Origin of the sequence: Methylobacterium sp. WL19 (genome assembly GCF_008040005.1) — a bacterium.
GTDB lineage: Bacteria > Pseudomonadota > Alphaproteobacteria > Rhizobiales > Beijerinckiaceae > Methylobacterium > Methylobacterium bullatum.
In genome coordinates, this window is sequence record NZ_VRVC01000048.1 from 18,591 (window position 1) to 32,957 (window position 14,367).

Annotated in this window: 10 protein-coding genes; 6 read left to right on the top strand and 4 right to left on the bottom strand. The window is 55.2% G+C overall.

From position 1 onward, the window contains the following. The first annotated feature begins 15 nt into the window (after positions 1-15). Complete coding sequence (locus FV220_RS11585) at positions 16-537, top strand: hypothetical protein (RefSeq protein WP_147831494.1); 522 nt, start codon at positions 16-18, stop codon at positions 535-537. 179 nt (positions 538-716) lie between these two features. On the opposite strand, the gene FV220_RS11590 is transcribed toward FV220_RS11585, so the two are convergent. Together FV220_RS11590 and FV220_RS11595 are read right to left on the bottom strand one after the other, a co-directional pair. Then, positions 717-1,121 (bottom strand): hypothetical protein, encoded by a 405-nt coding sequence (locus FV220_RS11590; RefSeq protein ID WP_147831496.1) that lies wholly within the window; start codon positions 1,119-1,121, stop codon positions 717-719. 302 nt (positions 1,122-1,423) lie between these two features. Then, the gene (locus tag FV220_RS11595) at positions 1,424-2,059 is read right to left on the bottom strand and encodes a recombinase family protein (RefSeq protein WP_147831498.1); all 636 of its coding nucleotides are present in this window, start codon (positions 2,057-2,059) and stop codon (positions 1,424-1,426) included. Positions 2,060-2,511: 452 nt separating this feature from the next. On the opposite strand from FV220_RS11595, the gene FV220_RS11600 reads away from it, so the two are divergent. From FV220_RS11600 to FV220_RS11610, 3 genes are all read left to right on the top strand, one after another. Beyond that, on the top strand, positions 2,512-6,891 hold the full coding sequence (locus FV220_RS11600) for a phage tail tip lysozyme (protein ID WP_147831501.1): 4,380 nt from the start codon (positions 2,512-2,514) through the stop codon (positions 6,889-6,891). Positions 6,892-6,980: 89 nt separating this feature from the next. Next, positions 6,981-8,153, top strand: a complete 1,173-nt coding sequence (locus FV220_RS11605; protein WP_147831503.1) for a hypothetical protein — start codon at positions 6,981-6,983, stop codon at positions 8,151-8,153. Positions 8,154-8,900: 747 nt separating this feature from the next. After that, positions 8,901-9,371 (top strand): hypothetical protein, encoded by a 471-nt coding sequence (locus FV220_RS11610; protein ID WP_147831505.1) that lies wholly within the window; start codon positions 8,901-8,903, stop codon positions 9,369-9,371. 1,054 nt (positions 9,372-10,425) lie between these two features. Here FV220_RS11610 and FV220_RS11615 read toward each other — a convergent pair. Together FV220_RS11615 and FV220_RS11620 are read right to left on the bottom strand one after the other, a co-directional pair. Then, positions 10,426-11,286, bottom strand: coding sequence for a hypothetical protein (locus FV220_RS11615; protein ID WP_147831507.1), 861 nt, complete (start codon positions 11,284-11,286; stop codon positions 10,426-10,428). 5 nt (positions 11,287-11,291) lie between these two features. Continuing rightward, positions 11,292-13,052: a DUF6538 domain-containing protein gene (locus FV220_RS11620; RefSeq protein WP_187273394.1), complete on the bottom strand. Its 1,761-nt coding sequence runs from the start codon at positions 13,050-13,052 to the stop codon at positions 11,292-11,294. 194 nt (positions 13,053-13,246) lie between these two features. Here FV220_RS11620 and FV220_RS11625 point away from each other — a divergent pair, with 194 nt between their 5' ends. After that, a complete protein-coding gene (locus tag FV220_RS11625) occupies positions 13,247-13,663 on the top strand; it encodes a DUF4345 domain-containing protein (protein ID WP_056149365.1) in 417 nt (138 codons plus the stop codon). Between the two features lie 53 nt (positions 13,664-13,716). Beyond that, on the top strand, positions 13,717-14,367 hold a 651-nt coding region (locus FV220_RS11630), incomplete at its 3' end, for an FUSC family protein (protein WP_187273395.1).

The window sequence follows — 14,367 nt, forward strand, 5'->3', positions numbered from 1 at the left end:
AAAGGACATAAACACATGACCATGCATATCCCAATGGAGCGAGGCTGGAAGAAGCGAGTTGCCGACAATGCAGCCCTCAAGGCCGCTCGCAACGATCCCGAGCTTCTGGCCCGTCGCCAAGAGCTTCAAGCCCGCCAGGAAGCCGAACGCCAGGAACAGGCACGTCTCACAGCGGAAGCCGATGCCCGCCGCGCGTCTGAGATGGTGCAATTCCCAGCGATGAGCATGGCTATGGCGGCCGATTTGATCGATGCCTTCGCTCGATACAAGGGCGCTAACCGCTCCTCGACGCCTGCCGAAATCGAGAGCCTGTCCCGTACCGTCCACGGCCTTGATCCGTATCCAGGGCAAGTGCCAGTTCACTTCTTCAACGGACTGCCACAGCCGATTCCCATGGGATCTGTGACCGATGCCCCGGCCGTCGCCACCATGAAGCCTCAAGCGGCCCCTGTCGCTGATAGCGTGTTAAAGGCCCCTACCAAGGGGAGGGCGAAGGCCGTAAAGGCAACCGTCGATGGATTCCTTATCGAGGACTAATCGCATCGTGGACCGGCTCGCTGTGGCGATGTAGCCGCAACCCATGGCTTGTAGCTGCGTAGCGACGGGGAGGCAGGGTTATCGCCATTTCTCTGCCTCCCCCTTTTTCCAGTATAATCCGCATACGCTGGATTTAGAGAAACTTGATAGGTGTATGGCCAAGAAATAGTTGCGACGTTTTATCTCGGCTTCCTCATGGCGGGCGTCATGCGAACCTCATATTTCCCGCCCATTTTATCCGAACTGTCCGTAACAACAAGTGAATGGTCAGACTTTTCATATGCGTACTTCTGAAAAGCAGGATTGAATGAAAGATGAAAGCTATTGATATCTACCTTATCGGTGTCATCAATATCTATTCTTCCATCGTCTGGCCCAGCTCCAACGTAAATTCTCATTTCAGAATGAAACTTTTTGGATGATCTGCCGTTATCATAATTATATTCCACATCAACAGGATAGTGGACTGTACTATTTGCCATATTATCTATTGGATAGTCCGGGCTATCTCTCCAGTAATTTCGGAAATCACTTAACCGATTGATATTCCCCGATTCTTCGTTGCTTGAGAGTTTGCGGCCCATTATCGACTCCGGTTGAGTAATGTCTTCCACTGCAACCATAGGCGACAATCTCGAAGACGGAAAGTAGGATTCGGGGCATCTGCCGTAGGCTAATCGGTTTCGAGGCCGTACGTTGCCGCGACGACCGAGGAGAGTGCTAAAAAGAGTAATATAATTATCACACTTTAAATAACGGAAAGCCCTCCTCTCCAAGAGCGGAAAGGAAGGCTACGGGCATTCTAATAAATAATTATGGTGCGCTTATTTTATCTAGGTTTTATTCATATTTCGTTTATTTAATCCAGTGTCTGTAGCCTGCCCTATCATGACCACCTTGCTAGCACTGCCTCGGCCTCTGCCTCATCCTCCAAGATGCGATAGACCGTCTGTCTCGTGAGACCCGTTGCCTTTGCGATGGCCGACACAGAGGCATCAGACCCGTTCATATCCCGCACGGTGGTAAGCTGGTCCCTGGTGAAGCTCGGCTTGCGGCCACGATAGGCTGTCTGGTCGGCCTGAGCCTTGGCATGGGCGATACCGGCGGTCTGAGCGAGCTTGGTAGCCTCTGCCTGAGCCTGTCCCATCGCTGCCATGAAGGAGAGCATTGCGTCTCTGACGGCCTGTTGCATCGGATCTGTGGTACTTCCGTCGAAAACCATTCCGTTGATGACCGTCTTCACGGTGATGCCGCGCTTCATGAACTCGGCCACGGTTTCCCGCACGTCATTATAGTTGCGGCCGAGACGATCAATCCACCTGACTACCAGCACGTCGCCAGCACGCAGCATGTCGAACAGGCGACGGCCTTGCGGACGGTCGGCAAGCTTGGTGGTTACGCCGCTCACGCCCTCATCGGTAACGACGTGATCGATGGTGAAGCCTGCTTGCTCAGCCTGGGTACGCTGGTGCGCCGCTGTCTGGTCGGCCGTGGAAACCCTTGCGTACAAAACCGTGGTCATGGCCTGTTTTCCGTCCGTTGAGATACTGTCCATATATAACTCTGTCCGTTGATGGATAGCAATCCTAACGGACACAGTTTCAGCGTCTCTTGGATTGTACGCAGAGGCATACCCTTGCGGACAAGACAACATTCCTGATCTAGGACTAGGCTCAGGATCAACCCCGACCAGGGCAAGGTCATGGGTATTCGTCCAGGTCTTCACGTCCCCGCTTCAAAGCTCACACTCTGTCACGCTGCCTAATAAGAGGGCGGGGTCTCTTTTTTGTGCAGCATAGGCCCCCCGGTCGGCCAGTGCCACCAGTGGTTATACTAAATCTCGTTCGGATTTACCGTCCAGAACCACCCACCCCCATCTGAAATCGAAAAACCAAATCTAACAAAAGCAAACCGCTCTAGTGGATATCAAATTTTGGTCCCGATTTATCAATCTCTCATGAAAGAAACCTGCCGATGGCTGATGACAACCACAAAGTTAAAATTGATCTTGACGTAAGCACTACAGGCGAAGACACCGTTAATAGCCTTATCCGTGCTCTTGATCGTCTCGAAACTAAGCAAAAAGCCATTAATGCAAGTCTGAGATCAATCGGAAGGCCGTCTTCTACCCCTGGTGGGTCTCCTACCAAGGAAGCAAGCGCTGTTGAGACCGTGAAGGCTCGTGGACGACGCTCCAAGGCCCGAAGCGAGGCCGATAGCGTGAAGACCGCCCAACGGATCAACCTCTTTGATCGTGATTCAGTGCGGCTCTTTCAAACCAAGCTCACGTCTCAGACGAAGGCGACCACGGAAGCCCTCAGGGCCGAGAGACAGACCTTCGCCAATTTCAAAACCCGGAACGCCGCTCAGGCCAGATACGAAACCGCTCAGGTCCGCGCGCTCAAAGATCGGATGAACGCTGAAAGGCGCATCGCCTCAATGCGGATCGCCCATGAGAGGGCCACGGCAACCGCACAAGCTCGCACTGCATCTGAGGCTGCTAGGGCCACAACCCGCCGTATGCAGGATGCCGCCAACGCCATTCGAGCAACAGCACGCCTAGAGGAGCAAGAGACCCGTCGCGTGGATCGTGCTCGCACCAGCCGAGAGAATGCCCGGAATCGCTACATCTCGAATGTGCGCTCAGGTGGCGAGTCCATCAGAGAGGGAACTGGCCGTGCGGTTCGTGGGTCCGCTGCCATCTCTGCCGCCGCTACAGGCACCGCCGCTCTTGCCGCTCGCAAGGGCATCTCGACCCGGATGGAAGTCGATACTCAGGAAACCAATCTAAAGATTTTCTCCGGTCAAAGCGCAGATCAAATCAAGGCGGCACGCAAGGGCTTCCTCGACAATGAGGCTATTCGGAACGGTCTGAGCATTGCTGGTGGTCTCGAAACCTACAGCGAAGTGCTCAAAACGGGCATGAAAGCTCCAGAGGCTAACACGAAAAATATCATGCAGGCAGTTTCCGCCCTGGAACTTGACCTGAAAAACACCACGAAACTCGCTGGTCTCATCGATAGAAACCTAGGCGCGAGGTCCGATCCCGCCAAGATCAAGAGTGCATTGAACGCTGTAGCAGTAGCAGCGAGGGAAGACCCAACCCAGTCTAACGAGATCGTGGAAGGCGTCAAACGATCATTCGGCGCTCTTTCTACTGGAAACCTCACACCAGAGCAATTAACAGCTATGGTTTCGGGTGGTCAATCGGTCGGCATCCAACCTGGAAAGGCTGGTACTTTCGTTGCCACCATGGCTAAGCAGTTGAGCATGGGTTCATCTAAGTTCCTCGGAAAGAAGAACCGTGAAGAACTCGACTTTGCTGCAAAAGAACTTGGCTTTGGTGATGCAAGAAGTCTAGCTCAGACCTACTCCAAAGACTCCTACAATACTATGATGCAGGTTCATGAAAAGCTTGCAAACATGGAAGCTGCCAAGCGCACTCAGGTTGCCGAAGCTCTATATGGGCGTCAGTGGTCCGATGAGGGCTTGCAGATGGCGCAAGGTGTGGGCGGTGTCCGCAAGACCTATGGCGAAATCAGCGACTCTAAGAACGCGAATTTCCTGGAGGAAGCAGCAAAGCAACGTGCTGAGAGCCTACAGGGACAGTGGAACTCTACTAAGTCCATCTTTGGTAGGTTCTGGGATGCATTCGGCCAGGGCTTTGAGGATATACTTACCAGTATCAATAAGTATTTCCTAGAGCTTGACTCCAAGTTTGATTATGACCAGATCAAGGGTTACGTCGTTAGTTTCTTCGATGGCGTAAAGGAAGCTTTGGGCGTCAAGACTTGGGCCGAGCTTCTGCATAGCATCTTTGGTGGAGAGCTTGGCAATATCGGGCCTCAAATCAAGGCATTCGCTAAAGGTCTCACTGAGGGCGTGATGGCAGTCGGTCGGGCGATCCGGTCCTTTGCCTCAGTCTTTGGTGGGTCCGATATGTCGGCCGACACGATGGGTAAGCTGACGGGTGAATTTCTCGCCATGTCAGTCGCCCTTGTTGCTCTATCGCCGGTCATTAGCGTTCTAGGCGGTCTCGCTGCCATCGTTGGCGGTATCGCTGCCTCCGCAACGGCTATTTCGGCCCTTGGTGCTCTTGGTGGCGGTGCGGGTGCTGCCGCTGGTGCTGCCGGTGTGGCCGCTGGTGCCAGTGGATTTGTCGTAATCGGAACTGTTATCGGCGCGGCTTTGGTGGCTTATCTAGCCAATAAGTATACTCCAAGCGGGGAAACTGTAGAAAAGACACTTGGCGGTGATGGTAAAACAGGCGCAAAGGTAGATAAGACCGTCGATGCCGTCAAAGAATATGGCGGTTCTTTTGGATTTATTGGTGGAAGCGTAAAAATAGCGCTAGACTACCTTGAAGTTCTTCAGAAAATGATGAGGGATGACACGCCCTCTAAGCCTTCGACTGGAACTGAAAACCAGACTTTCCTTCAAAGGATGGGGATTACAAAATCAGACCCAGTAAGGAAATGGAGCGATCCACCGGCCAAGGCGAAAGAGCCCGCTAAGTCGCCTCTCGACCCTCGACCATCCATCCAGGGACAAGCGGAATCGATCCGTACACCACCAGCCGAGCAAAGCACGTTGAGCAAGGCATGGGATTGGATCACGAGTTCCTTCATCGGGTCCGCCAAGGCAAACGAGTTCATCCCCCCTCCCAAGGGATCGAACCCAGCCTCGACGCCCACTCTCGACCCGCGTCCTGCAATGGAAAGCCTCAAAGAGGCCGTCAACGATAACACGTTGATCCATAAGCAGAGTCTAGAGATGCGAAATGGATTCGGGTTCGGTGGCCTTATCCAGCGTGCCAGCCTCTCGACCACGGGACCATCCGATACGGTTCGGTCCTCGCTGACTGACTCAGCTAACGGTGTGAGACAGGCGGTCCTGTCCGGCTCAACCGGGTCTGGCGTCATGACAGGCGGCAACGGCCCTCTCGGCAACAGCGTTCCCGGTTCGGCACTCAATGGCGGTTCCGGTCTGTCTCGCCGGGGCATCATCGGCGGTGGTGGTGATGGCGGTGGATATGCTCCCCCGTCAAACTCCATGGCCGGGAAAACCTTCGATGCGAAGACTCCCGGTATCATGGCTAACCTCATGAAAGACCTCAATCTTTCAAAGGAGCAAGCCGCTGGAATCCTCGGCAACCTAGGGCACGAGTCCGCAGGTATGACCGCATATCAAGAGGGCAAGCCCCTTGGTGGCGGTCGTGGTGGTGCGGGATGGGCACAATGGACGGGGCCGCGTCGTCGCGCATTCGAGGCGTGGTCCGCATCCAAGGGCCTCGACCCCAGGTCGGACGATGCGAATTATGGGTTCCTGAAGCATGAGCTAGGGACCACCCATAAGGGGGCGTTGGCGTCTCTGAGGCGTCAGAACACCGTGGACGGTGCGACGGTCGATTTCGAGCGCACGTATGAGGCCGCTGGCGTCAAACACTACGGCTCACGTCTCGGATATGCTCGAAAGGCGTTCAACGGTCCCAGCACGCCTTCCCAGGTGATCGGGGGATCGGTCGGAACGGAAGCCGCTTCCAACGTGGCAGATAACGCATCCAAGCTTGTCGGACTGGGTAGTTCTCAGGCCGCTCAGGCTCTCGGATCTCGCATGACGCCGGGGCAGTGGTGCGCCGACTTCGTGAACGGCTCGTTGAAGTCTGCCAACATCAGGGGCGTCAACAGTTCCATTGCTAACTCGTTCCTCGGATGGGGAAAAGAGGTCACCGATGGTGTGAAGAAAGGCGACGTTCTCGTTGAACACCGTGGGCGAGGCGTAGGCCAGACCGGCGGACATGCGGGGATCGCCACGGGCAACACACGTATGGGTCCACAAGGCCTGCAATATGAACAGGTGTCCGGTAACTTCGGAGGTCGTGTTCAAAAGAACTGGGAGAATGCGTCAGGCGTCATTGCCCGTCGCGCTCTTGAGACTACCAATCGAGCGGTAGAGGCATCAAAGGCCCCGGCAGCCGCCGTCAAGCGGGGAACTGACTGGAACGCCATCCCGTCGCCTGTCTCATCGAACCTCGGTGGGATCAGCGCCGGGGCAGAGGCGATCAATGCCGGGTCGTGGAAGCCTAATGCGGATAAGGCAACTTCTCCCCTTGCAGAGGATGCCCCAACACGGCGCTCTCTAGCCGATGGGGTGCCTCAGGCAGCGGTGGAGCGTGCAACCGGAACTGGCGGTGGCGGCAACGGTGGAAGCACTAGCAGTAGTGCGACAACAAACAATGTGACGATCAACGGTGCCAATATGTCACCGGATGATATCGCGTCCGCCATTCAGCGCAAGACCTCAAAGGACATGAGGCGTCAGACAACTGGCGTGAGTCCTTATTCACTAATATAACAACCTAGCGGCCGGGTCTAAGCAAACATCCTTCCTACCATGGCGGGGCGAATGCTTTGGCTCGGCCGTTTCATTCATTCGAGAGAACAATGGCAACTAAAGGCTTCATCCCAACATTTGAAATCTATAAGGGATCGGAAAATATCACTGCAAGGTTCCAGGATCGGGCGGTTTCTATCACGGTTACTCTTGCATCTGGGAGAGGGGAACAGGATGCATGTGATATCATTTTGGATGACCGCGAATGGAAAATTGCAACTCCACGTAAGGGCGATAGACTACAAGTATATCTAGGGTATGAAGGTATTGGAACGACCTTCATGGGCAATTTCGAAGTAAACAGCATCAACTTTAGCTTCGTTCCCAAGGCTATAACTGTCCGTTGTACTGCAGCTTCATCGCTAAATGACTTGAAATCAACCGTCATCGCCGCCCATGATGACAAAACTGTTGAGCAAATACTTGCCGAGGCAGGCCAGAAGATCGGTTTCAAAGCAGACGTTCATAGTTCCATCGCTGATAACAAAGTCCCCTTCCTCAATCAATCCATGTCGTTCGGTGCCCTTATCGGGAGACTGGAGCAACATTACGATGCGGTCGCAAAGATCAATGATGGAAATGTCTCGCTCACTCCAAGAGCCGGCGGCTTTTCTGTCTCAGGATTTAGCCTGCCAACCTATGTGCTAGGCCCGGAAGCATTTGCCGACCTTAACGTAATGGTGGACGCCGCTTCGGAATACGCTCAGACCTCCGCCAGTTACATGGACAAAACCACGAAGAAGATTGTTTGGCTCGATGAGAAGTCCAAGCTCTCGGACCTGAGCACCGATGCGAAATTCAAGATAGGCCAGCAATTCAACTCCGAGGGGGAGGCTCGCAAGGCGGCTGAAAGCACCCAGGCACAGCTAGATCGCGCGACAGGGAAAATCTCAGGGCGTTTTTCGGAAGGTGATCCCTGGTGCCGAGACGGGCAACGCATCGTCGTTACGAATACCAGAGATGGTATCGACGGATCATATCTGCTTGACGTTGTGGTGCATTCCTACACGAAGTCGGGCGCTCTCACGACCTCGTTTTCGGGCACTGCCGGAGTAAACGGGTTGGCAGAGGAATACCAAGAGGGCAACAACTCCTCCGAGTTCGTGGTGCTACCGCCCGGCATGGTGTTCGGCCAGGTGCTACCGGCTCCAAAGAACACGCTAGAGAACCCGTTCAACAGCGTCCCTTCCATGGTAGGACAGCCGGCTCCGATCCTCGAATGACCTCTGAGTCAAGCCCTGATCCGCACATAAGCCATGCATCCACCGCATAGCTGATATGCGCCTAGATCATAAGCATTGCACTGGAAGCGGGGGGTGATAGCGAAACCTGCTCTGCCTATGCGTCACATGCATGGTTTGTGGGGCTTATCAGGCCATCGAACGATTGTGTTGCATAAATACAACACTGTTGCACTACTGCATCAGTAGACTTGTAGACAGTTCTCGCGTACAAGTACCAGTTACGCACCCGATTAATCGGGACATAGAACCGCAGCGCGGACTTACTAGCACCAAGACCCAACGTTCGCAATGGGGAAATTGCATGTAATCCACAAAAGAAAACGGCCCAGGTTTCCAGATCGCTCGGGGGAGAGGGATGGAAACTAGGGCCGCTGAAAGAAGATGATGGCAAAGAATAGTAGCAGAAACATTCGCGTTTGGCAAGAGTCTGGAACAAATCTTACCAGCAACGTCGATAAACCTATAGTTGTTAAGTACGCTCTCGCGCAAGATGGCGTGCCTACTTTTATTGCAGCGGAAGCCAAATCCCCGGCTAGGTCGTTCAAGACTACTTACAGCCCTAACAAGATTTGGTCAATCTGCAATTTCCGTATCAATGCAATACAGCGTTTGATTGAGGGTCGGCATTCTGGCCCATGCAATACAGACGATGGGATTGTTTATTTCGACGTTTCGCTACTGCATCTAGTCGCGCGTCGCGTAGCTATGAACCATGGAGACGAGACCGTGAAGAGTCTTGAATGGGCCCAACGCTGGACGCCAGAGCTTGTCCGAGAAAAGGGCCGGGCTTGGTTCGATGAGCAGGAAGCCAAGATCCTCGTGGCTTTGGATTGTCGGAAGCGTCCGCCTCTCCCATCGGCCGATGAGGTAGCCGACGCCTTGAACATCACTGCTGGCGAGGTCGAAACCTACCAGATGAAGACCATCGGTGCCGTGGATCGCCGTAAGGGGGTCCGTGTGGCCGAAGCGAAGGTGAAGCACGCCGAGAGGCAGAGGGACGACCGTGCGGCCTCTGGTGCCACTCCTAGGGCGGAATCCATGGCGAAGACGAAGCCGTGGGAAGCTCATGGAATGAAGCGGGCAACCTATTATCGGAAGGTCGATAAGGGGGAGCTTCCTCCAGATCCTCGTATGAAAAAGGGTCCAGGCAAAGCGACCCCTACCGGCACCGTTCTCCGTCTGGTCCGGTCTGCGTGAGACGATTTCGTGCGATGAGACGATTTCGTGCGAGACATACTTTGTAGTGGGACCATTCGTTTCGTGGAGACAGGGACCAGGGGTTAGCCGATAGGCGAAGCCCTACCTCTGTCGAGACGGCCTCTTACCTGCCTTTCAGCATAGGCTCGTGAGACGATTTCGTCCGATGAGACGATTTCGTCGGTAACAGATGGGTGTCGTGTTTTCGTCCGATGTTCCCGAGTTTATCGAAAGAAAGACCTCCCCAGGGAATTGATGAACATCATGTAGCTGCCACGGCGAGTGGCGGCGGTGTTTATACGAATGTCAGATCTGGCCGGCAGATCAACGAAGCATCAACTCCCATGGAGGGTCTTGCTTTCTTCAAAAATCAAACAAACTATGATATTATTTGCTCAATCACTGCATATTTCGATTTAAGGAACAGATTAGATGGTCAACTATTTGTCATCTGCGTGGGGCAGCTTTAATCCAAGCTATAACGACACACCCCGCGTCTCGGCTGGCACTGGGAAGCGGACCCGTCCAAATTCGTCGGCTCGGATGGCCGTGCCGGCTGCCGTGGAGACACCAACGCCGCGTCCCATCGCAACGATCACGTTGCCCTCGACCACCACGAGGACCGTATCGGATGCGGATATCGGGCTGGGTCGCACTGCAACGTCTCAGGAAGCCGCCGAAGCCTTCGTCAAGGCCGCTCTAGCCTACCGGGCGAAACAGGCTGCTAGGGCGTCTCAGAGCGAGAAGGAGGCCGCTGTGATGGTGGAGCAGGCCCGCAAGAGCCGGGACGCCAAGGCCGAGAGGTTGAAGCTGATTAGGGAGGTAGCTGCGAGGTTTACTTCCTCGCCAGTTAAATCCTAACTCGCCGTAGAAGCGCAACCGTTTCGCATTAGGGGTTCCAATGCGCGACGTTGGCTCAGGAAGCCTATTCTAAGTCGTCAGGCAGTTCTCTTCCAATTTTGAATGTCGGCCTCTGTTGAGGCCTCTGGGGCACTTTAAACCCAAGGCATTTTTTAGACGGACCAATTGAGCAGCACAAGCCAACGTGTCTCACTTAAAATGACACTTCTGGGACTATTGGCCGCCAAACCGTCCTAGGGTTCGCGGTGATATTTAATGCGAAATCGGACCGTATGGTGTCGGCGATAATTTCTCGAAATAGATGAAGTAGGTCGTAGATATTTGTTTTATGGTTGTATCCGATCCCGATGATGGGATATTTTATATCACCTCGTTCTGGAGTTATAGAAGGATTCATATCTAAACGACCATGTGCGCATATATTACGTATTGCTGGAAATGCAACTTTGATTTGCTTTATCTTTCCAGTATTTATTTCACTAAATTTCTTTTGATAAGCATCAAGAAGCGTTGCTTGTTGTTTTTTGTTTTTTCTTAGAAGTTCAAGCGCACGATACAAAGACAAGAATTTATAGTGATTCGGCATATTCGGTATAAGAGATTCAGCAAGCAGGGACAGGGCATCTGATTGCTTGGGATCTAATGATTCCGAGAATATGCTTGCAATGTTTTCTGAATTGATTGACTTAGGTTTATCGTATTCTGTGCTTTTAATGAAGTTAAAAGGCAGCCACTCGTCATCTGATCGAGCTGCTATCGACAGAAATCCGTCGTTTTGCCAAATAACATCCGCATCTGATCGATAGTCTAGTTTAAGTATGGTCAGCATGTGCTCCGTTAGGTGGTTTACATAGACGTCTGTTCTATCTCGATGTTCGTATAATCCACTGACAATTATTACATCGATTCGTGTTTCGAAACCTTGAAGTCGGACAACAAGATCGTCGCCATCGGGAGTTTTGCAATTTATGTTAGATATTGCTACGCCATTGCTATATTCCTCTGGCGTTTTCATAGGAGATAAAGGTAAATAATAGTGTATATACTTCGGCATTAAACTCATCCTGCATTGTGTGGATTGCTTGCTATGGTGAGACTATGCGTAGTCGCCTTTGGCTCGTGAACAAAAGGTGGAACTGGGATGCGGCCCACTGCCTTGGCCAACAAGCGCAGGTCCGCGCCAACGTGGCGATACCTCGCTGCCTCACCTGCCGTCTTGTGACCCTGGATATAATCGACGGTCACGGAATCCAGTCCGATTTGATATGACACCGTCTTAAACCAATGGCGAAACCCGTGGTTCGGGGCTTTGGTAGGATCGTTGAACCCAAGCTTTCGGATGTGCTTACCTACGTGGTCGGCTGCGACCTTGTAGGGGTGAACCTTGTCGCTGCCGATAACCCCTTGATTGCGATAAAACAAAGGTCCAGCGCCCATCTTTCTGACGAAATCGAGAAAGCCCGCTTCAATGAGACGGGGATGAATCGGAACCATCCGTGCGCTTCCTGGCGTCTTCACGCCGCCATTGTCCTCGGTCTTCTGGAAGGCAAACACCCAGACGCCATCAATCTGTCGGACCCGTTCGGCCCATAGCTGCGCCACGTCCGACACTCTGCCGCCCGTCCCTGCCGCCAAAAGGGGAAGCCAACGAACGCGGGGATCGGATGCCTTCGCCGTCTGAGCGAGGATCTGAGCCACTTCGGAATCGCTGTAACCACGCATCCCGTCTCTATGTTGCGTGAGCCTGTTTGCCTTGATCGTAAGCTTGAGCCCAGCCGTGGGCGACGCGGTGATGAGCCGAAGCGAGACCGCGTAGTTCAAAGCCGCCCTAAGATCGGAAACCCGTGTCGCTATCGAGCCCGGAGCGAGATCAGACGCCATGAGAGAGGAACGCCACCGCAGCACGTCATCGGGCGTGACATCGGCAAGGCGCGATTTGCCCGTGAAGCCCACGAAGGCGTCCGTGGCTGTCTTCCGATTCCGCCGGCTTCCATACCGGGGATTCTCGTTTTCGATCCATCGTGCATAGGCATCATCGAAGGTCGGCCCATCCGCTGCCGGTTTGACTGTCTCACCCTGGAAGGCGGGAAATCGTTCTGCCGTTGGATCGGGACGCCAGTCACCACGCGACCGCGCCTTGAGCGACCAAGCGGCATCGAGCGCCGCCTTAGCTACCTCTCGCATCAGGTCCAGTTGCCTCGACGGCTCGACCTCGACGCCATGTCTATCCAGCGTCCATGCCGTCAGACGGCCTACACGGTTCTGTAGCGCTGTGAAGTCGTCGGATCGTTCGAGGGAATTGACACCTGCCGTGGCGTCTTCACCAAACAGGATTGCCGCCATCGTTTCGTCATCGCTTCGATTCCGAAAAGAGATGGGTGGAGCGTTTGGGATGCGCCCTTCCAGGGAAGCACGAGTCAAAGCCTTGAAGCTTTCCCACTCCTCCACCGATCCGGGGTTCTCATCGTTCTGCGCCACAAGCTCACGGTAGACCGCTCCCGCCAGGGCTGCGATTTGCTTCTGACTGATGGGGGCCGGTCCTCGCCGCGCGCCATCGAAGATCCGTGCAAGTTCCGCCCTCACCGCCTTTCGACGTACCTCGGCGGTCTCGCCGTCCCGTGTTTGCAGGGAGAATTTGATATGGCTTCCGGCCGTGACCAGGGCCATCTCTTCCGGCTCCCGTCCGCTGGCAGGTAGAGTGAGCGTGAGCTTCCGACCCTTCATCCGCGACACGAGATCAAGCGGGACACGAGTTTGAAACTGAGCCACCGAAGAATCTTTTCGGCCGACATACCGCTTCATTTTCGAAGAAACCGCCATGCGTGTATACCGGTGTTGTGCATGTGAAGAAGACAGAAAACCATTATACATCAATGGTTCAAGGGGTTACAGCGGAAAATCGTCCTCTTTCAGCAAATGCGTCAAGCGCTTGAAGGAGATCAAGGCCTGATCTAGTTCGATTCGGGACCGGCTCGAGCTACGATTGCTCCGGGCCGGAGCGGAGAAACGGGCGGATGCGGGAACGCGAGGCGCTGCAGCGCGTGGTGGCGGTGGCCGCGATCATACCGGTGGCGTCGGGGCTCTTCGGAATCCTGTTCGGGCTCGGAGGAGTCGGCGGCGACAGCCTGTCCCAGATCTCCGCCGACAGCCATTTCCGCTACCTGTCGGGCCTGCTGACGGGCATCGGCATCCTGTTCTGGAGCTGCGTACCGGCCATCGAGGCGAAGTCGCGCCTGTTCCGCTTCCTGACCCTCGTCGTCGTGCTCGGCGGGCTGGCGCGGTTGCTGGGCCTCTACCTCACCGGCCTGCCCTCGGCGGTGATGCTGGGTGCCCTGGCGATGGAACTGGTGGTGACGCCCCTCCTCTGCCTCTGGCAAATGCGGGTCGCGGCCAAGGCCGCGGATGCGGCGGCGGCCGGGCCTTCTCCGTGAGCGTGATTTCTGCCGGAACACGCCCCTCCCCGGTCGACCGCGCCCTTTCGCTCATGGAGCGCATCGTCCCCGCGCCCTCCGCCTGGGCTTTCGCCCTGCGGATCTGGCTCGCCATGGTGCTGGCCCTCTACGCCGCGTTCTGGCTTCAGCTCTCCGGCGCCTCGTCGGCCGCCGTCTGCGTGGCGATCCTGGCCCAGCCCAAACGCGGACAGGCCCTGTCCAAGGCACTGTACCGCTTTCTCGGCACCCTGGCGGGGGGCGCGATATCGATCCTGCTGATCGGTGCGTTCGGACAGGACAGGGTTCTCCTCCTGGTCTCCGTGGCGACCTGGCTCGGCCTCTGCGTCTTCGTCGCCCACTTCCTGCAGGACACGCGGGCCTATGGCGCCATGCTGGCGGGCTACACTGTGGCCATCGTCGCCGTCGCCCATATCGACACGCCGCAGGCGGTCTTCGAGGCCGCCATCGACCGCGTCGCGGCGATCACCATCGGCATCGTCGCCATCACCTTCATCAACGACGCCCTGGCCTCGCCGAGCACGTGGCGCACCCTGCGCAAGCCACTCTCCGAGGCCCTGTCGGCCACCCGGGCCTTCGCCCGCGAGACCCTGTCCCAGGCGGATCCCGGCTCGGAGCGGGCGGCGGCCCTGATCCGGCAGATCGCGGTGATGCGCGCCGATGCCAGCGCCATCGGCGGCGAGCTC